Origin of the sequence: Sporomusa sp. (genome assembly GCF_035561255.1) — a bacterium.
In the GTDB taxonomy this organism is placed as follows: Bacteria; Bacillota; Negativicutes; order Sporomusales; family Sporomusaceae; genus Sporomusa.
In genome coordinates, this window is sequence record NZ_DATMXX010000365.1 from 1 (window position 1) to 21,877 (window position 21,877).

At 52.2% G+C, this 21,877-nt stretch carries 20 protein-coding genes; 1 reads left to right on the forward strand and 19 read right to left on the reverse strand.

Features of this window, described 5'->3' with window-relative positions; genetic code table 11:
- Positions 1 to 171 precede the first annotated feature (171 nt).
- A complete protein-coding gene (locus tag VN379_RS20735) occupies positions 172 to 1,080 on the forward strand; it encodes a LysR family transcriptional regulator (RefSeq protein ID WP_325537391.1) in 909 nt (302 codons plus the stop codon).
- Here VN379_RS20735 and VN379_RS20740 read toward each other — a convergent pair.
- From VN379_RS20740 to VN379_RS20830, 19 genes are all read right to left on the reverse strand, one after another.
- Entirely contained in the window at positions 1,048 to 2,049 is a 1,002-nt protein-coding gene (locus VN379_RS20740) for a DMT family transporter (RefSeq protein WP_325537393.1), read from the reverse strand. The two genes, VN379_RS20735 and VN379_RS20740, sit on opposite strands and share 33 nt — an antisense overlap.
- Positions 2,050 to 2,072: 23 nt before the next feature.
- Positions 2,073 to 2,888 carry an ABC transporter ATP-binding protein gene (locus VN379_RS20745; RefSeq protein WP_325537395.1) on the reverse strand — a complete coding sequence of 272 codons (816 nt, stop codon included), beginning with the start codon at positions 2,886 to 2,888 and terminating at the stop codon, positions 2,073 to 2,075.
- A gap of 11 nt (positions 2,889 to 2,899) precedes the next feature.
- Positions 2,900 to 3,958 carry an aliphatic sulfonate ABC transporter substrate-binding protein gene (locus tag VN379_RS20750; RefSeq protein ID WP_325537396.1) on the reverse strand — a complete coding sequence of 353 codons (1,059 nt, stop codon included), beginning with the start codon at positions 3,956 to 3,958 and terminating at the stop codon, positions 2,900 to 2,902.
- A gap of 48 nt (positions 3,959 to 4,006) precedes the next feature.
- A complete protein-coding gene (locus VN379_RS20755) occupies positions 4,007 to 4,819 on the reverse strand; it encodes an ABC transporter permease (protein ID WP_325537397.1) in 813 nt (270 codons plus the stop codon).
- Positions 4,820 to 5,043: 224 nt separating this feature from the next.
- Positions 5,044 to 5,433, reverse strand: a complete 390-nt coding sequence (locus VN379_RS20760; protein ID WP_325537399.1) for a thioredoxin family protein — start codon at positions 5,431 to 5,433, stop codon at positions 5,044 to 5,046.
- A 49-nt stretch (positions 5,434 to 5,482) separates the two neighbouring features.
- On the reverse strand, positions 5,483 to 7,477 hold the full coding sequence (locus VN379_RS20765) for an alkaline phosphatase family protein (RefSeq protein WP_325537401.1): 1,995 nt from the start codon (positions 7,475 to 7,477) through the stop codon (positions 5,483 to 5,485).
- Positions 7,478 to 7,810: 333 nt separating this feature from the next.
- Positions 7,811 to 8,521, reverse strand: a complete 711-nt coding sequence (locus VN379_RS20770; protein WP_325537403.1) for a glutamine amidotransferase — start codon at positions 8,519 to 8,521, stop codon at positions 7,811 to 7,813.
- A gap of 32 nt (positions 8,522 to 8,553) precedes the next feature.
- Positions 8,554 to 9,429, reverse strand: a complete 876-nt coding sequence (gene nifH, locus VN379_RS20775) for a nitrogenase iron protein (RefSeq protein WP_325537405.1) — start codon at positions 9,427 to 9,429, stop codon at positions 8,554 to 8,556.
- 20 nt (positions 9,430 to 9,449) lie between these two features.
- Positions 9,450 to 11,114: an ASKHA domain-containing protein gene (locus VN379_RS20780; protein ID WP_325537407.1), complete on the reverse strand. Its 1,665-nt coding sequence runs from the start codon at positions 11,112 to 11,114 to the stop codon at positions 9,450 to 9,452.
- A 28-nt stretch (positions 11,115 to 11,142) separates the two neighbouring features.
- Positions 11,143 to 12,168, reverse strand: a complete 1,026-nt coding sequence (locus tag VN379_RS20785) for a uroporphyrinogen decarboxylase family protein (protein ID WP_325537409.1) — start codon at positions 12,166 to 12,168, stop codon at positions 11,143 to 11,145.
- Between the two features lie 60 nt (positions 12,169 to 12,228).
- Positions 12,229 to 12,897, reverse strand: coding sequence for a corrinoid protein (locus VN379_RS20790; RefSeq protein ID WP_325537411.1), 669 nt, complete (start codon positions 12,895 to 12,897; stop codon positions 12,229 to 12,231).
- A 26-nt stretch (positions 12,898 to 12,923) separates the two neighbouring features.
- The gene (locus VN379_RS20795) at positions 12,924 to 14,267 is read right to left on the reverse strand and encodes a nitrogenase component 1 (protein ID WP_325537413.1); all 1,344 of its coding nucleotides are present in this window, start codon (positions 14,265 to 14,267) and stop codon (positions 12,924 to 12,926) included.
- Complete coding sequence (locus tag VN379_RS20800) at positions 14,264 to 15,781, reverse strand: nitrogenase component 1 (RefSeq protein WP_325537414.1); 1,518 nt, start codon at positions 15,779 to 15,781, stop codon at positions 14,264 to 14,266. The genes VN379_RS20795 and VN379_RS20800 overlap by 4 nt, the downstream gene beginning before the upstream one ends.
- Positions 15,782 to 15,822: 41 nt before the next feature.
- On the reverse strand, positions 15,823 to 17,124 hold the full coding sequence (locus tag VN379_RS20805; RefSeq protein WP_325537416.1) for a glutamine synthetase family protein: 1,302 nt from the start codon (positions 17,122 to 17,124) through the stop codon (positions 15,823 to 15,825).
- Between the two features lie 14 nt (positions 17,125 to 17,138).
- A complete protein-coding gene (locus VN379_RS20810; RefSeq protein ID WP_325537418.1) occupies positions 17,139 to 18,185 on the reverse strand; it encodes a uroporphyrinogen decarboxylase family protein in 1,047 nt (348 codons plus the stop codon).
- 223 nt (positions 18,186 to 18,408) lie between these two features.
- Positions 18,409 to 19,218, reverse strand: a complete 810-nt coding sequence (locus VN379_RS20815) for a helix-turn-helix domain-containing protein (protein ID WP_325537420.1) — start codon at positions 19,216 to 19,218, stop codon at positions 18,409 to 18,411.
- Positions 19,219 to 19,478: 260 nt separating this feature from the next.
- Positions 19,479 to 20,324 carry a MetQ/NlpA family ABC transporter substrate-binding protein gene (locus VN379_RS20820; RefSeq protein ID WP_325537422.1) on the reverse strand — a complete coding sequence of 282 codons (846 nt, stop codon included), beginning with the start codon at positions 20,322 to 20,324 and terminating at the stop codon, positions 19,479 to 19,481.
- A gap of 23 nt (positions 20,325 to 20,347) precedes the next feature.
- Positions 20,348 to 21,013, reverse strand: coding sequence for a methionine ABC transporter permease (locus VN379_RS20825; protein ID WP_325537424.1), 666 nt, complete (start codon positions 21,011 to 21,013; stop codon positions 20,348 to 20,350).
- A complete protein-coding gene (locus VN379_RS20830) occupies positions 21,003 to 21,776 on the reverse strand; it encodes a methionine ABC transporter ATP-binding protein (RefSeq protein ID WP_325537426.1) in 774 nt (257 codons plus the stop codon). Before VN379_RS20830 ends, VN379_RS20825 begins: the two co-directional genes overlap by 11 nt.
- Positions 21,777 to 21,877 lie beyond the last annotated feature (101 nt).

The following is a 21,877-nucleotide window of genomic DNA, read 5'->3' on the forward strand; positions in this document are numbered from 1 at the left end:
ACCTTGTATTTCTATCGCTTTATAGTTATAATTACTACTAAAATGTAATACTATGAGAGCCGACCAGACAACCGGAGGCCCGTCTACTGAACAACTGTAGACAGGGCCTTTTCTTTTATATTTTTGTATTGTTGTTTCTTAAAATAAGGATGGCTGAGGAGGAGGCTGAATATGCGTTTAGAACAGTTATATCACATTATCGAGGTTGCTCATTGCAAATCTATCTCCCTGGCTGCTGAACGTGTCTTTATTTCGCAGCCGGCTATTAGTGCTTCCATCACCAAGTTAGAGGTTGAGCTGGGGGTTAATCTTTTCAAACGCACAAGCCAGGGGGTCTACCCAACAGAGCTAGGGGAGTCTGTTATCCAAAAGGCCATGGAGATTGTTGATAAAATTGAAGAAATAAAAGGAATTACCAAAACAAATGCCCTGGCATTAAACGGCACGATCAATGTGGCAGCAGACCCCAGCATCTGCAATACGATCCTGGTAAACGCCTTAACCACTTTCAAATACCGGCATCCCAATGTTCATGTCATGCTGAAAGTGGGTGAATCCAACAATATTCTCCATGATGTCCAGTCAGGAAAGATTGACTTCAGTATTATTTTAAAAACCGATGAACTTGTCCAGACAAAAAACATTCACGCTAAAGAGTTATTTCAGGATGACTTTATTATTCTCACCGGGAAAGATTCGCCCTTGGCAACAAAAAAAGCCGTATCCCTGGATACAGCCTTACAGCAACCGTTAGTCCTGTATAACACGCAATATGTAACCAATTGTGGCCTGTCGGAGCTATTGAGCAGACATAGCCCCTTAAAAATTGCTTATCGTTTTGATGATTTTAAAATAATAGAAACCGTTGTAGCGTCAAGCACCTGCATTGCGTTTGCCCCCAAATTTATGACTGAGTATTATCTGCAAACAGGTTCTATTATCCCCATACCCATTAAGGATAACCCGGTAAAAGCCTCGTTTGTCATTATCTGGACCCGCAGCCACCATCTGTCTCTTGTTGAAAAAGAGTTTATCAACACCGTGAAATCATTGTGCTCGATGTGCGAGTTTGTAACATGATTTTTCAGGATTACTGACAACAAACAGGGTACCTATTATAATGATGACAGCACCAAGAAATAAGGCAATCGTTAACTGTAAGCCGGAAAACAGCCATTCAAAAAAGATAGCCCATAAAACATAGGTAATATTAAGACTCATCGCCCTACCAACGCCGATTAGGTGCATGGCCCGGTACCACATCAAATATGACCCCGCACCAGCCAGGGCGGTTACTGCTATATACCAAAAAGCTTTAGCAGTAAGGGCCTCAATGAGAACCTGATAGGGTATCTCGCCCAGCAAGGGAAAGATCACAATCAGGAATACAAGAAACGAGGTTGCCTTACGAATGCCAACAGCAATATCCGGGTTAATGGCATGCATACCGTAAGTGGAGATCACCCCCTCTAACGCCCAGCCAACCGCGGCCAGCATCGAGAATCCGATTCCCACATAAAAAGCAGGGACATTGCCAGCTGGTGGCAGGTATCCGATCATACCGGCACCAAGCATTGATAACAATATCCCAACCCAAACACGCAGCGGTATCCTTTCTTTAAGAAAGATTGCCCCCAGGATAGCCCCTATCGCCGGATATGCGGCCGTAATGGCGGCTGCACAGCCGGCACCGGCTAAGTGAATACCCAGCAAATTCGCGGACATCCCGACAGGCCCGCCCATAATGCCGGCCAGTACCACGATCCCGGCCTTTTTTGTCTGCAGCACCCGGCGATATTCCTGCCAGCCGCCATTCACAAGGTTCGTAAGCAGCACCCACAAACCGGCAAAGCCATCATGGATACAAGCCCCCACCAAAACAACGGTAAGGGGGCTTATATGATTTGAGAATGGCTCCAGGGTTAGGTTTATCCCCATAAGTACCCCGTCCAATCCCCACAATACCCCGGCAGCCAGCCCCAGCCACATCCCTTTTTTAGCAAGTGCCCCGTTACTTGCCTGTACAGCCGGGGCGATTCTTATATCCATTGTTTTCTCCACTCTCTGCCAGGTCAGCTGTGTATCTGCCCAATTAAATACTGGCGCATATCATTAAACTCCTTTGAGGATCGCAGCCGGCTGAACGAATGCTCCGGCCGGCGCAGCAGCGGATTGGGGAAATCCTTCACGATACGACCGGGATTAGGGTGCATAATGATAATCCGCCTAGCCAGCAATAATGCTTCGTCTACATCATGGGTAATAAACAACAGGCATTTACGTGTCTTTTGCCAAATATCATACAGATTTTTTTGCATCGTCTCCCGGGTGAAAGCATCCAGTGCACTGAACGGTTCATCCAGTAAGATCATCCGGGGATCTGTGGCAAGCGTCCGGGCAATGGCCGCCCGCTGCTTCATTCCCCCTGACAGCTGAAAGGGCAGGAACTTGGCAAAGCCTTCCAGGCCAACCAACTGGAGATAATGTTCAACCAGCTCCTTACGCTTTTCTTTGCCCACCTGTTTCATTTTTAACCCGAATTCAATATTCTTCTCAATACTTAACCACGGAAACAGGTTGGGATGCTGAAAGACTACCCCCACCTGCGGGTCCGGCTTGCTATGTATTTTACCGTCCACAGTAATCGTACCGGTTGTCGGTTTTAGATACCCGGCAATAATATTAAGTAAAGAAGACTTGCCGCAGCCGGACGGCCCCAGCACACAAACAAAATCATCCCCGGTAAGCTCCAGGCTGATGCCTTCCAATGCCTGAATATCTGCTGCAGCCTGAGAGTATCGCAAGCTAATGCCATCCAGCTGAATCACCGGCAGCTCGGCTAAAAAATCATGTGTACCCTGCAGTAGACTTTGATCATTGCAAGACATCGTAATCCCTCCTATTTTTTCCCCTCATACAGATCATTGCGAATAGCCTTCTGGTATACCGTTAAATCAGGGGCACTTGTGATTGTTTTTTGTTCAACCAGAAAATCTGCTGTACTCTTTAACAATTTAGCAAATTCACCAGGCTGGCCGGGCGTTCCGAAATACTTAGCCTCGGTTTGCTGGGAAGCATCCAAAACAATGATCTCATTCATAGCTTTCAGGCTGTCTTCTGCCGATAACCCTAATTCTTTCGACAAGGCTTTGGCCGATTCTTGCGGATGGTCCCGGTAATAGTGCACGGCTTCATCAAGTACGGCAATATAGCCTTTTACAACATGGGGGTATTGCTTGACAAACTCACTGTAGACAATACCAAACTCGCCTGTTAATCCCCCTTTATCAGCTACATCTTTAGAGGTAATAATGACTTTACCGCCACCGGCGATCAACTGGGCCTGTGTCGGCTGCCAAACATAACCGCCGGCAATATCGCCTCTGTGCCAGGCTGCCAATAAATCCGGCATTTGCATATCCAGTATCGTTATCTCAGCAGGGTTAACCCCTTGCTGTTTCAATGCAGTTAATAGACTAAAATGGGACGTAGACCCAAAGGCTGTGGCAATCTTCTTCCCTTTTAGATCCTGGAGACTGTTAATCCCGGCATCTTTCTTGACCACCAGCGCTTCACTCACACCGATTACATCATGTAAATAATACACCTGGTATGGCAGCCCTTTGGCAATACCGGCAGTCCCCGGTGGTGTGCCAATTAACCCAAAATCAATGGAGCCGCTGGCAATCGCCGTATTGATATCCCGCCCTGAGTCGAACTTCAGCCACGAAATTTTAACCTCCGGGAACTTCTTCTCTGCCAGCCCCAGCGCTTTAGCAAGCAATTCACCATTCGGGCTCACCTGGTAGCCAATGCGGATCTCTTTAGGCAAGGCCTCCTTGCCTGCTGGTGCTGCAGCCTGTTTGTTATCACCGCTGTTTGAGCAACCAGCAAGCAGCAGCAGGGCCCCTGCCAACATTAGAATCAACAAACTTTGCAATCTTTTTTTAATACTCATAACCACTTTCCTTTCCAGCTTAACGCTGAGACAAATAATAATATAAACTTATTCCTTACCAACCCATGGTGAAGTACGCCGCAACACCGCACGGATGCAACTGTCCAACAAGATGGCTATCACCCCCATTATGATAATCCCCACGTAAATAATGTCATTGCGAAGAAACTTGCTGGCATCCAGCACCATCCAGCCAACCCCTGAAATAGCGGCTACCATCTCAGCGGCTACCAGGGTTGAATACGCCACGCCGACCGAGGTGCGTAACCCTGTCAGTAAATCTGGCAAACACGATGGAAAAACGACATAAACAAGCAAACGCCAATTAGAGGCCCCCAACGATTTCGCCACATTAATGCGATCCCCCGGTATACACTGCACACTATATACCCCGGCAATAAACAAGGGCGGAAAGGCGCTTAAAAACAGGAGCGCCACCTTGGAAACATCGGTAATGCCAAACCATAACACCAGCAGGGTATAATACGCCAGCGGCGGCAGCGGGCGGTAAAACTCAATAAAGGGATCAAATAATGCCATCAGCAGCCGTGAACTGCCGCAAAGAATCCCCAGCGGTATCGCTGTCGCCAAAGCCAGCACCAGCGCCAGAAACAGCCGCTGCATGCTTGCCAGGATATGATAGTACAGGCTGTGGCCTTTGTAGCCTTCCCGGAGAATATCGGTAAAAGCGGCCCACACCAGTTCCGGCGACGGTACAAAAACCGGGTTAAACAGCTGAAACCGGCTGCCTATTTCCCAAAATCCGAAAGCAACCACTACAGCAGAAATAGATACACCTTTATATAGCCACTCCTGCGGCAATATCAGCTTGTTTCTCAGTGAAGCCTTGTTTCTCTGCATCCTCTTACCATCCCTCATCAAAGCTTTGATCAGGCTGACCAGTAACCGGAGTACAAATAGAAAAGGCCTTCAACATATTGCACTCTGCACAATATAAGAAGGCCTCTGGTTATCCAGTCAGCTTACTTATGATTTTTTTATAATTATATCTAAACTACACCTTTTCCTGTCAGCCGTCAACAGGTTGCCTCCCGTATTCCGGGTCGGACCTCTGGCTGGCGCAATCAACAGGAGCAACACCCTGTACAATCGCTATGGATCACTTCCTTTTTGCCGGTTTCAGCAGCTGCACACCCCGTGTCCAGTACCCTGTCAATCACAGCAACTAGTACCTCTTTGGGATGCACCCCGCCGATCCGTTCCCGCACCTCACCCTTGTTAAAAAGCAGTAAATGAGGTATCCCCTGTAACCGGAAGCGTTGGAACAGTGGTTTATATTTATCCACGTCTACCCAGCACACATTTAGTCTATGGGCATTCTCGTCAGCAATGGCAAGGATAACAGGGGCTAACTCCTTGCATATTTTGCAGCGTTTTGATCCGAAAAAGACCAGCGCCGGCAGACTGCTGTCAAACGTAAATTCATCAAAGTTCTCTTCGGTCACCTTCGTCATTACATTTCCTCGCATAAAAATGTCTCATCCTCTTTTAGTCTATATACTATTACCGATCCAGCAAAGCCTGATAAATGACCCCGCCCTCGACATTCCTGGGCATGGGGGCTGCCGTTAAATGACAGATAGTAGGCACCACATCCACCATCCGTACCCGCCTATGCAAGATCTCGCCTTGTTTTACCCCTGCCCCCACCATCATAAACAGCGCCTTCATTGAACACCCCAGCAGCGTATGATTGCTTAGTCCATTCCCGTGGCACCGGGTAAATTCGGGTTCCAGAATATAGAAGATATCGCCGCAATTAGGCCCGCCCAGACCAACAGCCTCCATATCGTTCCGGTTCATCGCAAAGGCAACCACCCGCCTGCCGGTATGCGGATCACGATAGCTGTATAAATCATCAATGATTTTTTCAACCAGCTTGTCATACTCGTCCGGCTCCACACTCCCTTGCGGGTCCCGGCCTTTAAGATTAATATAGATAAAGGTAGCCCGCTGAGCAACCGCTTTTGTATTGGCCCAGTCAATCTCAGCTTTCCCATTAACATCTTTTAGTTTGGTATACCCCAGCTGCCCCATAATGCCGACATTAATCCCCCACATATCGCCAATCAGGGGATGCTCGGTTGCAGGGTTTTTGCCAACCCCGCCATGATCGGAGGTAATAATAATGGTTGTATCCGCATCCAGCCGTTTCAGCATCTCCCCGACAAAATCATCACTGATTTCATAAATCTTCACAATCAGTTCCTGATATCGCTTGTATTCGGCAGAGGTTTCCGGGAAGATATAATCCAGATAGAAATGATTGAACATATCAATCCCATGCATGTGGGTATAAAAAAGGTCCCACTCTTTATGATCCAGCAGATAGTTCATCGCCTCAACATGCCACTGATACATCTCCCTGACTGAATCCAGTAGAATACTGTCAGCCAGCGGATTCAACCGGTCATAGTTTACCGGTTGCAGCATCGGTCCCACTTGCTCATACAGCTCCTGCCCGATTTCAGCAGGGTAAAAATATTTACCCCCAGTCAGATCCAGGGCGAAGGAATAGTAAATGGTCAGCGAGCTTCCGTCAGGGTTCATAGTAAGAACCCTGATTTTATAAGCTACCGGCGTGTCTTTGCCATTCACGGTAAAGGTGTCATGGATCCAGCCGCTCCACTCATTGACCAGAGCCTCACCCAGTGCCTGTTCTGCCTGTTTACTGCGATAAATGCTGATTTTATTATAGGTTTTACCGTCGGCGGCAGTCAGTAAGCCATAGCGCCGGGCTTGCCCGCTATTCACCGGCAAAACGACTTCCCGCGCCCCGGCCGGAGGGTTTTTCCAGCCGTTGGCCGGTTTGATCGGTGTTATCACCTGATCTGCATTGGGGATATCTGCAGATAGCTCCCCATCCTCGACTGATGTTACAAGCCCTGGCTGTGTATAGCCATAACCCTCGTATTCATCCTTGCTGATATCTGCCTTGAGGGAGGATATGTCGCCCTCAACCCGGCAATCTGTACCGCTGTTATCGATTACATGAGGAATCTCCCGGATCGGAAAATCGCCCTCTTTACATTCATACACTTTTTCATAATCAATATAGCCCCGTAAATTAGTATAGATACTTGTACCATCTACATAGATCGCCTGATCTGTAGTCGGCGGCCAGGCGGTTGGATAGTTAAACAATATACTCTTCTTGCCGGCCCTGGCAAAAGCATCCCACACCGTTTCCGCTTTCAGCAGCTCCGAATTCCAGCCATAATCCATCATATCCAGCTCATTGCCCAGGGTGTGATTCCAGAAGCAGGTAATCCCGTGAGTATTTGGCCAGGCGCCTGTTGCCAGGGTAGCCCAGTTGGGCGGAGTAATCGCCGGTAAGACACCCTGCATATCCAGTTCCGGCGTTGTTGCCCCCTGATCCATCACCCTTTTCAAATTAGGCAGTTTGCCTGCTGCAATATATTTTTTAATTAATGCCGGATCGGCCCCATCCAGCCCTAACATCATAACCTTTTTTGCGGCTCCATAACTGCTTGCCATTTCTTTTCCTCCCGAATGCCTAGTTATTAATACTATCCTTACGGTCTCTCATCCCAATTACTACCATTATAAAAGTAACATCCGGTCTTGTGAACTAGCGCTTTTCTATACCCGGTATAAAAATATATTATAGGCCCGATAAACATAAAGCCCTGCCAAATCAACATCATCTGGCAGGACTTTCGCTTGTACCCGGGCAAACTTACCCAGAACCTTTGCAAACTAAATAATATCTTGGTTACACTGGCAATAACCAGATTATCTAAGGGCACTGGCTCTGCGTCCATCAACAAGACACAACCACCGTCCCCTTGTCTCCTCGCGGCACTGCTGTTAATCGATCAGCGCCGCGAATCTTTGCAGCAGCCTTGTCCCAAAGGGATGTTCCTGCACCGTATTCCGGAGTTCCGCCACATTATAACCGGCCTTAACAAGCTGCTCCTGTTCAATATCAAAATACATGCGCACAATCTCGGCGGTAAATTCCGGATGAAATTGCACGCCCCACAGATGGCCGTGCAGGGAGTAGCCCTGATGCGGCTCAAAGCTGTTGCAGGCTAAAACCCGAGCGCCGGCCGGCAGCGTTATAACCGTTTGCGCATGCAGCGCATGCCCCTGAAAAGCCGCAGGCAAAACCTGAAACAGGGGATCGTGTTCCCCGGCGGCCGTAAGCGTTATCCCGACGGTGCCGTTTTCTTCCCCGCCGGGATGATAGGCCACCGTGCCGCCGTAGGCGTGGGCGATAAGCTGATGCCCATAGCAGATGCCCAGGGTCGGGACGGCTTTCGCGGCAATTTTCCGCAGCCAGCGCGCCGTATATTCACTCCATTTATCCCCGTCGGTAACCATCGCCTCCGACCCGGTGATGACAATCCCGGCGAGGGACTCAGCCGCCGACAGTGCCTGGCCGTCATAAACAGAGGCCACGATGACCCGCTTGCGGGAAACCGCCATCCCCGCCAAAATTAACTCGTCAAAATCACCGGTCTTGTCCCGGATGGAAGGATAAGTGGTCCCGGTTTTAATAATCAGCAGTTTACGCATCGTTACCTTCTCCAGTCACTGTTGTTGCAGGGTTAAATAGCGGCTGCCTGGCCGCGTACCTCGCCCGTTTCCAGCGCCAGCAAATAGTCGGCCCATTTTGCCGCCCATTCCCGGAGTTCGGTATCGCCAAGCGGTGAAGGCACCTTGGATTCGGTAGTATCGATAATGCTTTGGGCCAGGCGGCCATAAACCCTGGCCTGCTCTGAGCCGGGAGCGGCTTCCACCGCGGTTTTCCCCTGCAGTTCCGCCTGCGTTACGGTAAGCGAGCGCGGGATATATTCAACCACACGGGTTTGCGTTCTGGCCACAAAATCATCCACGATATCTTTGGCATAGGGGGTATTGATCGAGTTGGCAATTAAGCCGCCCAGCAGCGCGCCGCCGGAATTGGAGTATTTTTTTATCCCTTTAAACAGGTTGTTGGCGGCATAAATCGCCATAAAATCGGCCGACGACACGGTAAAAACATGCTCGGCAATGCCCTCGCGGATCGGGACAGCAAAACCGCCGCACACCACATCCCCCAGCACGTCATAAATGATGACATCCAGGTCCAGCTCCTCATAGACTTTGAGCTGTTTCAGAAGCTGCACCGCGGTAATGATCCCGCGCCCGGCGCAGCCCACCCCCGGGGCCGGACCGCCAGCCTCAACGCAATAAATGCCGTTGAAGCCCTTAAAGACAACATCTTCCGGTTTGACCTGGTTTTTTTCCCGTAAGGTATCAAGCACTGTCGGGATATAGGTGCCGCCCCGCAGTGTATTGGTCGAATCGGCTTTCGGATCGCAGCCGAACTGCATCACCTTCAGCCCCAGTTTCGACAGGGCCGCACTGATATTGGATGTGGTTGTTGATTTGCCAATACCGCCTTTCCCGTAAATTGCAATCTGTTTGATCTTCTTGGCCATTGGTCCCCCTCCTGCATTCCCTAATAGGTAAGACTGTTTACAAATACCCTGTCAAAATCGTCATATTGAGACAACTCAACCACTTCAATCTCCCTGACCAGCTGCGCCAGTTCCTGCCGGAGCTGCCGGCTGCAGAGCAAGGCCATGCCGCCTGTCTTCGAGGTGTTGCCGACAAAACTGATTTTACCGGCGAACTCCGGGGGCAGCAGACCGATATTGAGAAGACTCTCCGCCCGTAAATGATAGCCAAACGAGCCGGCGATCAGCACCCGGTCGACAGCGGCGGCTTGGGCCCCCTGGCTGCGCAGCAGTAATTCAATCCCGGCCCTGATCGCGCCTTTCGCCAATTGAATCTGACGCAGGTCTTTCTGGGAAAGGTATACATCCCCGGCCACGCGGAAGGCGGGTTTACCCTCTATGGTAATCAAGCGGCCGGCCAGTTCACCCGGGAGCTTGTCCGCCGGGGCGAAGCGCCCGTTCCTGGCGACAACCCCGTGTTTGACAAGCTCGCCGGCAATATCCAGCAGGCCGCTGCCGCAAATCCCCGTCGCCGGGGCCTGGCCGATGGTAGTGACCTGCCACTGGCCGGCTGCGGTAATCTCGGCATGTTCCACCGCCCCCAGCGAGGCGCGCATGCCGCAAGCGATATTCATGCCCTCGAAGGCCGGGCCTGCGGCCGTAGAGGCGGCGGAAATCCTGCCGTTGTTGGCCAGGGCCAGCTCGCCGTTGGTGCCGATATCAACAAACAGCGATACTCCCGGCTGCTCCTTAAGCTCCACCGCCAACAGGCCGGTACTGATATCGGCCCCTACATAGGCGGAAATGATCGGCGGCAGGTAGACTTCCGCACTGTCGGCCGCTGCCAGCAGGCAGTCCCCGGCCGGCAGATAGCAATCGCCGCCAATAACGGGTGTATAGGGATACTTCCCCAGCGATTTAGGGTTGACGCCTGTTGCCAGGTGCAGCATGCAGGTGTTGCCGCTATAGACAATCTCATAGACGTGCCTGGCATCAATGCCGGCCTGGGCCGCCGCTGTTTTCAGCAAGCGGGAGATTTCTGCCGCCAGGCTTTGATACAACAGGGCCAGCCCTGCTTCCCCGGCGGCAAACTGAATGCGGGACAACACATCCTGGCCATGCAGGCTTTGCGGATTGAGGGCCGAAACAGACGCCAGTTCCCGCCCGCTGATCAGGTCGGCAATGGCCAGCACCAGCGTCGTTGTCCCGATGTCAATGACCGCGCCGTAACAGGCCCTGCCGGTATCCCCCGCCTCCTGCGCCAGCACTCGCCCGTCTTTTTCCACGACCGTACAGCCGGCAGGCGCATCATAACGTTTGGTCACTGCCGGCGCATGGGTAACGTGCCGGGAATTGCCTGTTGTTAAAATCGCCAGACCGGCTTCCGGGCCTGCTAACAGTTCTACGGTAATATCCCCGTGAACTTCAGCCAGACAGGCCAGTACCAGGCCCTGCTCCTCCAGCCCGGCGGTTATGCAAGCGTCCGACCGTCGGACAAGCCGGGAAAGATAGGCCGGCGCAACCCGCACCTTGCACTCACCACAAAAACCGCTGCCGTTGCAGGGCGATTCAAGCAGGACACCGGCCTGGCGGGCTGCTGCCAGAATCGTTTGCCCGGCGGCGGCCGTAATGGTAACTGCCGCCGGTAAAAAGGTAATAACATGCATAGTATAATCTGCCTTTCTGTTTTACGAATTAAGCAAACTGCTTTACGGTGCCGGTCATGGCCTGAATGTTGGCTATTGAAGTCGATGTACTCAGCCCGCAGGCCGGCGCGATAATATTGATGCCGTCACGAACCAGGCGTTCGGTTTGGGCAGCAACGGTGTCACTGCTGCCCAGCTCCAGCAAATAAGTACTCAGGTTGCCCATCGTGGTAAGCTGCGGAAATTCGGTCTGTAAACCGCGCAGATTGACTATGGCATCGGTGCTGATAACATTGGGGCGCAACGACGGGAGCAGGTGTTTGACAGGTTTCATATCACCGCAGATATGCAGGATGGCCTGGCCGCCACCGGCCTGGATGTCTGCAATCACCTTATTCAGGTACGGCACCGCATATTCGGCAAACATTTTCGGGCCTAATATTTCACCGGTGGCCGTAGGGTCGGCAATCGAAAAAATCTTCACGCCATTATCCTGCAGCAGGCGGGCATACCGGCTTAAATGCTCACTGACGTACGCCATGACCCGGTGGGCATTGCGCGGGTCCTTACGCAGCTCTTTTAAAAAAGTCATCGGCTCAACAAGCGAAGCCGCCGTGCTTACCGGGCCTGTCAGGTTGCCGATCACCGGGATGTCCTGCTGGCGGCTTAACTGGTAACCGGCCTGAACAACAGTGCCGATCCGGCCATCCTGCAACACCTTGTCATGATCTTTCACAACCACTTCACGCACCGAGGAAAAAACCTCACGGGCAATCTTAGGCTCGCACCCCAGTGTACCCAGATCGACCGCCGAACCCAAAACCTCAGCTTCCACCGTCATGCAAAAGGGAATACCGATATTTTCAAAGCCGGTATATTGCTGCACATCGCGGGCCAGCGCCGCCATCAGGGACGCATCGCTGTGGGCCGCAGGCAGCACATGGCCGGTCGTATTCATAATGTCCACAATGGCGGCGTTCATCATGCCGCCCGGACACACCACCGGCGGCCGGTCTACCGCCTGCCCGGAAAAGACACGCTGCAGTCGTTCGGTGGGAGAAAGCGCACCACTCATAGCTAACCCTCCTCCTTTTCCTAATCAAATGCTGCCATAAATCGAGTTTCCCCCATCTGGTCAAATAGCTGCCGGCAGCTCTGCCGCGCCGAATTGCCTGACCTGGCGCACCGCCGCCGCGGCATTGACGCAGTAGCTGTCCGCCCCGATTTTATTGGCAAAAGCCTGGGATACAGGCGCGCCCCCGATCATTACCTTGAAGCAGTCCCGCAGGTTCTGCTGGTTGAGCAGCCGCACGACCTCGGCCAATCCGTCCATGGTGGTCGTCATCAGTGTCGATATCGCAATAATCTGCGCCTCTTCCCGGACAGCCCTGTCAATAAAGGCTTGCGGCGAAACATCCCGCCCCAGGTCGATCACCTCGCAGCCGGCTGTTTCCAAAAGGATTTTCACTAAATTTTTCCCGATATCATGCGTGTCGCCCTGGATAACGCCAATGACAATTTTTTGTTTGCTGCCCTTGCCGGCCTCAGCCCGCAGGTGCGGCTTTAAAACGGCCAGGCCGGCATACATGGCGTCCGCGCACAGCAGGAGCTCAGGAATAAAATACTCTTCCTCCTCAAATAACCGGCCGGCAGTCTCCATGCCGCCCGCCAGCCCCCGCTCGATCGCTTCATAGGCGTCATAGCCCCGGGCAATGACCGTTTGGGCTATTGCTGCCGCCTCTTCCTCTTCCATGTTGACCACAGCCGCAGTCAGTTGCCGGTATATTGTTTCTTTATCAGTCATCTTTCCTTCCTCCTTTGCAATCACCTTTACCGGTCTTTGACGATAACGCTGAACAGGTCTTCCATCAGGTTCAGGCCGCCCTCATAGCCGGCATAGCCTTTTTTTATCACAACGCGGTTGCCGACCGGGTAGCTGACAGTCAAATGCCCGGCCCCGATCGCCTGGGCAAACTCCCGTTCCCAGGCGCTGCCAATCACAAAAGCCGGGCTGAACGCATCATAGAACTGCTCGCCGCGGTTGACCGGCCAATGCTGTCTGAAGGCTGTTTTGATCTCGGTCGCATCGGTTTCATAAACCACTGTTGCCTGATAGCCGGACCGGAGCTGCCGCAGCTCCTGTTCCAGCCGGCTTTGCTCTTCCTCATTTAATTCGTCGGTAACCACCGTCAGCTCCGGCAGCCAGCCCAGATCATCAGCCAGAAACTTTGTCAGCGCCACCGCATAGTTGGCATCGCCGACAACCACCGCATACCGCTGGAAATCCAGGTCGCTGTAGGCATCGGCAATCCTGTCCACATAGGAGTAGTAGCTTTGAGTTTCCTCCTGGATCAGCTGGTGAACCAGACCGGGATCAAGCTGCAGCGCCTCGCCGGTCTTACGCAGAAATTGCTCTGTGGCGGCAGGTCCGACCGGCAGGGCTGTCGCCAGATATAGCACACCGTGAATCTCTTCAAATTTATTCGCAGCTTCCCGGCCATATATCTGAGATACCACAATATTCAGGGCAGCGTCCCCGGCATGTTTAATGGCCGTCAGCGTATCCTGCTCCGTGAAAAATGAATTTACCTCCAGCCCCAGTTTTTCCAGCAGGCTTCTGATTTGCAGCAGATTGCCGCGCCAGAAGGCATCCTGTCCTGGCACAATCCCCCAGATATTCACTTTATTGCTGACTTTTTCTGTTTTTTGCTCAACAAAGTCACGGAACAACGCAGTCAGCACCAGGTCATACCCCCGGTAGCCGTTGCCTCTGACGCCGCCGGTTTCCGCACCGATAACCGGCGCACCGGCCGCGCGGTACTCTTTGACCACCGATTGGATATCATCCCCGATAATATCGGTCATGCAGCCTGTCAATACGACATAAAGCCCGCCTTCAACAATCTGCAGCGTGTTTTTGATCTGTTCCTCCAAACGCTCCGAGCCGCCAAACACAATATCGGTTTCCTGGACATTGGAGCTGGGTACAGCTAACCCGCCGCAATACCCGGCCCCCAGATAACCGGTACTGCCTAATTGATTCCAGTAAATACTGCCGCCACAGCCCATAGAGCTATGTAAAACCGCGATGGCGCCAGGCAATGCTCCCACTGTCAGCGCCGCTCCCCCCAGCGCGCAGAAAGAGCGCGGCCGCTCGATAAATTTTTCATTCATGTCTCAATGTCTCCTTGCCTGATATACTTGAAGGGGTCCTGACTGTACCAGTCCTGCTGATAAGGCTGCCGTACATGCTGCTGCAGATTCCTGACAAACGCGGTGTTTTTCAGCAGCCGGGTGATCCGCCGGGCGATATCATAAGCACCGGCATAGCCGTTATAGACATTGGGACCGCCATAGATCGGCAGCACCGACACGCCGGCCTTGGCCGCCCACACATTATCGGCGACATGCCCGAGATATACCGCCGGTTTGACGCGTGCAATCAGATTGACGGCCTCAAAGGGCTGGGCAGTGGCAACATTGGTTTTGAGATCAGGATTCATCACCACCAGTTTTTCCAGTTCCACTTCGCCGAACCGGTCGAAATGGTAGGGCCGGACGGCCACCACCTCCATCCCCAGTTCCTGCAGCCACACGGCAGTTGCCAGCGTCCTGACCTCGCCGGCGCTGATCATGACCTTAACCCCCTGCAGCCTGGCCTTGAAGGGCGCTAAGGCCTGGTTCAGGTCATAAGTTTCCTTGGCAATTATTTTTTCGGCCACAGCCTCCAGGCCAAAAAACCGGGCGATCTGCCTAAGCCAGATGCTGGTATTGTTCATGCCGATCGGCATCTGGCCGTGAAGATAGGGAACCCCGTATCTCTCCTGCAGATGAGTCAGGAAATAGTCGTCATGGGTCGGGCACACGCTGATCGACAGCGCGGCCTCTGTGGCCAGCTGAAACGCCTCCGGCCTGGCCTCACAGGGAAAAGCATTGGCCTCCAGCCCAAGCTTGTTCAGCAGCCGGACCAGCTCCCGCTGATCGCCGCCGGTCATTGAGGAAACATTGAGCAAATTGACCAGCCGGCTGCGGCGGATCTTTTCTTTGGCTCTGTCCAGGGCATCCTCAAGGGCAGGGGTTCTTGCCGGTTCGCTGGCCACTAAATTGCGGAACGCCGCATGGAAGATGGCATCATAGGCTGTGGCCATGACTTTGGTCTTAAAGCCCTCGCAGTGTACGGGCAGGAGCACCGCATTGACTTCAGCCCGCATTTGGGCTGTTATGCTGTCAAGATCATCGCCGATAATCCCCGGAACGCAGGTGGACAGTACCACAATGACCTGCGGGCGGTACCGCCGGTCTGTTTCGCGGATAGCCTGGCGCAGTTTGGCTTCGCCGCCGGCAATTACATCGGTCTCGCCCAGATTGGTGCTGAGCCACAGCGCCCCCTGGGGATTTTTGTCGCCGTCGGCAATCTGCCCCAGCCGCAGGCTGGCGCTTTGGGTATGAGAGACGCCGCCGCAGCCAATGGCGCCATGGACAATCACTACCGCATTCCGCAGGGTATTTAAAATCGCCAGCGCCGGCAGCAACTGACAAATCGAGCCCTGTCCGAACGCTCTTTTATTATTTTTCAAGCAGCCGCCGCCAAACTTCCGTTTGAGTTCGCAGGCCGAGCCGCCGTATTCAATGCAGGTCCCCAGACGGGCCTCGCGTTTGGGCGCCTCTTTTTCATCGATATAAGACAAAATTTTATCCCCTTTCCTAAAACAACCCGGTTCTTCTGTCGTCAAATCATTTCCAGATACCGTTCACGCTCCCAGTCGGTTACGGCCGCCGCATACAGTGCTGCTTCATGCCGCCCCAGCGTTAAAAATAATTGGATGAATTTTTCACCAAGATAGTCCTTAGCCACCTGATTCTTGGCCAGATAGTGCAGGGCTTGCTGTAAATCGGCAGGCAAAACCTGGGCATCTGCCAGACAGGCATTGGTAGCGGTTATCGGCGGCGGCACCAGTTTATGCTCAATCCCGTACAGACCGGCAGCCAGATTAGCGGCAACAATCAAATACGGATTGGCGTCGGCTGAACCGGTCCTATGTTCCAGGCGGCTGCCGTTGCCCTGCCCCAATAGTGACCGGACGGCTGCCGTCCGGTTATCTGTGGCCCAGGTAACATTGACCGGGGCGAAGGAATTGCCCTGAAAGCGTTTGAAGGAGTTGACCGAAGGCGAGCCAAGCACCATAAAATCCCTGGTGTGATAAAGCAAACCGGCCAGATAATGCCGGGCAAGTTCTTCATTGATGTGAAACAGATTGCCGGTTAAGTCCGGGTCCCACAGACTCTGATGAATATGATATCCGCACCCCGATTCCTCAGCCCAGGGCTTGGCCATAAAGGTGGCATATAACCCGTGTTTGCGGGCAATCTCCTTGATGGCGTTTTTGGCCAGTACCGTATGGTCGGCCAGGGTAAGCGCATCACCATACTCTAAAATCACCTCAATCTGGGCCGGTCCGTACTCCAGATGAAAGGCCTCGACCTCGATCCCGAAGTTTTCCAGCCCGTTGCGCATTTCCTCGATGACATATTCAAGCTGCGCGCCTTTATACAGGGAGTAGCACTGCACCCCCTGAAACAACGGCTGTTTATTGCCATCAAGGAGATAAAACTCCAGCTCTGAACCGACCAGCGGCCGGTAACCCAAAGCCTGGGCCCTGACGACAACCTTCTTGAGCACCTCCCGGGGCGACTCTTCCAGGGCCTGCCCGTGCACATCATACAGGTCACACAGGACAAAAGCACAGCCATCCCGCCAGGCAACAATCCGGAAGGTGGACAGCACCGGCCTGGCAAGCATATCCGGATAGCCATTTTCGAAATTGGCGATCTCCGTGTCCGGATACACACCGCACTGAATATCCCAGGCCAGGGGGCCCCTGGCCAAAGCCGTACCCTGATACGCTGTTTTAAGAAAGTGCCGGGCGGAAACCCGTTTGCCCCGCAAAACACCGTTAATATCCGCAAACCCCAGTTCCACCGTATGAATACCCTGGCGTTCAATGATTGCTTTTATCTCTGCTAATTCCATATATATTCCTTCTTTCATTGATGTTGATAGACCCAGTTATGAGCGCAGTCGACAAACAGTCTGATATTTTCGGCCGGCACCCCATCGCCAAGATCACAGCCAGGCAGCAGGATAAAGCCGCTGCCGCCAGTGCCTTCTGCAAGACACCGGTTGACAGCCTGGCGGATATCCGCCTGATTGCCGAATTCCAGCACGTCCACCGGATCAACATTGCCGGCAATGCATACCCGGCTGCCGATTAGCCTTTGGGCTTCCCTGATACTTACTTTGCTCTCGACCGACAAGCAGTTAATGCCTGTAGCGGCAATGCTGTCCAGGCGATCGCGGATATTGCCGCAAATGTGCAGCATAACCGGCTTACCGGCGGCGGCAGCGTTAATCCGGCTGACAACCTGCTGCAGGTAAGGGAAGGCAAATTCCTGGAAATGCTGCTTGGAGATGACATCCCCGGAGGCGGTGGGATCAGCAATAAAGGAGCCGTGAACCAGCCCCCTGTCCAGCATTGTCGTAAAATACCAGGCCGATAACTCGGCCGTAAAACGCAGGAGTTTATGGGCAAAACTTTTATTCTTATGGAGAGCCTTTAAAAACTGATCCATACCGGCCAGTTGGGCCGCCAGGGTAAATGGCGCCCGTCCGCTGGCCAGTACCAGTCTTTCGTCAGCAGCCAGCCGGCTCAGGCCGGCGGCTGTCTCAAACAGCCAGTTGACAGCAGGATCAGTCCCAGCCGCTGTTACCGTCATCCGTCCGAGATCAGCTTCGGTAGCAACCGGCCCGGTAATAATGGCCGGCGCCCCTTTGGCGGTAAACCGCACATCGCCGCCCAGCGCCCTGATCATCAGGGCTGTTGCCCCGGCGCCAACCATAATAATATCGGCATCCAGGTCTTTATTTACTTCATAAAACACCCTGGCGGTTGTGGCCGGATCGCCGATCAGCCCTTCCAGGGTGAGTCCGGAATGGGTGACAGGCCAGCTGCCGCCAAGGAAAACCCCGACCGGAACCCGGTCCGGCTGTTTCAGCGCCAATGCCCGCAAAGCCCGCTCTTTTGGTGTAAGCATACTATCTTCCTCTCAACTCAGGTAACAAACGGCCCTCAGCGGCAACCCCCGTAAAATAAAAAAACGAAGGTTGAAAAGCCGGCGCCTATCATCGCCGTCTTTTTCAGCCTTCGTTTTATTAACGATCAGCTCAAATGCAGTTGCCTGTTAGTTTACCTGTTTATAACCTGTTGGCAACTTAAATATTACTGCATTTACACTGATTTGAATTGTAAAAAGCGAACTAATTAGCGGCCTTGCCAAAATTTCTCTGCACAAACTGCCAGGGGGTCAACATACAAAACTCTTTGAACTCTTTAATAAAATGAGCTTGATCAAAATAGCCCAGCCCAAAGATGATATCGTCAACCGGCTGGAAAGGCTGCTTATGGATGAGTTCGATTGCATTCTGGAACCTGACTACCCGGCAGAAGTATTTCGGGGAAACCCCCAGATAGCTCTTAAAGGTCCGGGTAATATGCTGTGGCGAATAGCTTGTTTCCAAAGCCATGTCTTTGATACTCAAGCCACCCAGTTGTTCATTAACCCGCTGCATCAGGTATTTGCCCCATTCCGGCATCTCCCGGCGTTTTTCCTGCATAGAAAACCGCCCGGATAAGAACATCTGCACCCGCTCATAAAAACCGGGCCGGCTGACTACCTGCTCCACAAACCCCCCGCCCCGGTGCATAACATCAGCCAGCGAGACCTCCTGGTCAATAAAGCTTTCGCCAAGCTCATCGGTAAAAACACCTGCCTGCCCCGGGAAAAAACGGACGCCGAAATGTTCATAGCCCCCGGTAAAAACCAGCGGTCTGCCGGCTAACACACTGCCGATTACTTTCGCATAGGGCTTTGACGAATCGCAGCGAAATACAACGTCAACCACGCCATCCGGGACGGCAATCAGTTGATGGTGGGAGCTCGGCATTTGGAACTGATAAAACAGGGCAATCGAGTTACTAAACTCTCCCTGCGGAATAAATTCCTGGTAGTTGGCAGCGCGCATCACCAAGGGTTGATACAGTTTAAAAGAGTTCCGCATATTAATCATGTCAATTCCCCCTCATAGCGGATAGCGATATTACCTGAAGAGCAAAGCCTGTCCTGTTACCGCAGCCAGCAAACCCCGCTTCAGCATATAAAAAGGCTGCAGCCCTAAGTAAGGGATGCAGCCTCCGCTTGTACGGTCAGCTCACCATGCTTATTTATAAATATAGCTATTCTACCACATCCGCTCGCAGCAGGCAATAGAAATAAAAGCCTTCGCAACGTCGCGAAGGCTTTTATTATGGATAACCGGTAACCACCTGCTTACCAGGCGGGGAGAAGTATCTCTCTGCCTTGATAAGCATCTTTAAAGGCCTGCTTCATTCTATCGGTTTGATATGCCTTCTTCAGTATTTTTGTCTTTTCAGAGTCCTTGTTCTTTTCCAGCACGGTAATGACATCCGGCGACTGATGCTTTTTGCTCTCTTTCAGCAGGGCGTCCCGGTTAAAATCCAAGTCAAGCTCCGCCGCTACCGTAGCATAGAGAAAGCCTGCATCGGCGTCTTCTATGGCCCGGCTGAGCATGGTATAGTCAACCTCAGTAAATTTGAAATGATGCGAATTATCGACAATATCCTTGATGGTAACCTTAGCCGGTTCAACACCTTCCTTGAGCTTAATGAGCCCGGCATCAGCCAGCATGACCAGGGTACGGAAATTATTGCCGGGATCGACCGGTATGCTGATGGTTGCGCCGTCAGGCAGCTGATCAATACTTTTGTATTTCTTGGAGAAGAGGCCGGCACGATCGGTGAATACCTCAAAAGCCGGATAGAGGTGCGTGTTGTGAACCTGATTGAATTCAGTAAGGAAAGCGATATGCTGGTGATAATTAGCAAACGCCTCGCCTCTTTCTACCGCCTCATTGATCTGTGTATTGTCGGCGACAAACTTATACTCAAGCTTGTAGCCGAGTTTTTGAACCTCTTCTGCCAGTATTTTGGTGGTATCCTCATACAGCTTATAGTTCTGGGCAACAAAGGTGATGGTCTTATCTGCCTCAGCAGCAGTATTCTTAGCAGCAGTGTCCTTGCCGCACCCGCTGACAAGCAGTACAAAAACAAGCAGCACAGGCAGGAGCAATTTTCTGATTGACATAATTTTTTTCATACTGAAACCCCCTGGTATTTTATTTAATTTCTTTTATCAAGCCGGCGGACAACAAAGCTGCCCACGGTCTGTATCACCTGTACGAGCATGATGATGAGCAATACGGTGAAGATCATCACATCGGTCTGATACCGGTAATAGCCATAGCGAATGGCAAAATCACCGATACCGCCGCCGCCGATCAAACCGGCAACGGTTGAATAGGAAAGAAAGCTGATGCTGATAATGGTGGCCGCATTGGCAATACCGGACCGGGCTTCACAGTACAGCACCTTCCAGATAATATTCCAGGTATTGGCCCCCATCGATTCGGCGGCTTCAATAACCCCGCGCTTAACCTCCAGCAGCACCTGTTCGACAAGACGGGCGAACTCCGGAATCGCACTGATCGATAACGGAATAATAACTGCCGTGGTTCCCAGTGCAGTTCCGACCAGTAAACGCGTCAGCGGAATAATGGCAATCATGAGAATGAGGAAAGGAAAAGAGCGGACAATATTAACGGCTGTATCCAGCACCCGGTACAAGCCTGGCGCTTTGAGAATAGAGCCAGGGCGGGTAAGGTACAGCACCGTCCCTAACGGCGTTCCGCATAGAAAAGCAATGGCCAGCGTAAAAAACATCATGTAAAATGTTTCGCCAAGCGCTTTTGCTATTTCCGGCAGCAGGGCAATAATATTATGAAACATTGGCGGCTGCTCCTAGTTGTGTATACGCACTATCCCGCTCAAATAAGAACTGGGCAATTTTCGAGCGGGGCGTTATCTGCTTCCCGGACAGGTCAATCGTTTCCACCAGTTTCCCGGCTTCCATGACAGATACCCTGTTGCAAATGGAACGGACAACGGCCATTTCATGGGTAACAATGACAATGGTTATGCCCATTTCGGCGTTAAGGCGTTTTAGAAAACATAAAATGCCATTAGTTGTTTGCGGGTCCAGGGCCGAAGTCGGTTCATCGCATAATAATAATTTGGGCCGTGCTGCAATTGTCCGTGCTATGGCCACCCGCTGCTTTTGACCGCCGCTCAGTTTTGCGGGATAAGCCTGCGCCTTATCCCCCAGTCCGACAATATCCAGGCTTTTATGGATACGCTCCTTTTGCTCCTGTTTGGCAATACCTGCTATCTCCAGCGGAAACGATACATTCTCATAAACAGTCCTGTTGCCAATCAAATTGAAGTCCTGAAAAATCATGCCCATCCCCAGCCGCCGCTGTAGCAGCTGCTTTTTTGCCAGGGTCATCAAATCTTCGCCACTGATGAACACACTCCCGCTATCCGGTCGCTCCAGCAGATTAATACACCGCAGCAACGTGGATTTCCCCGCACCGCTGAACCCGATAATCCCGTAAATCTCACCCTCCTTCACTTCCAGCGAGACCGAGTCGATTACCTGAAACGGACCATTTGAAGTTTGATAGGTTTTATTGATATTCTCTAGTCGAATCATTGTCTCATCTCCCCAAACACCCCGGATTGCAGTAATTACCGGCAAACACCAAAACTCATATTCCTCGCCCTCCAGCCATCATAAAACAGAAAAACGAAGGT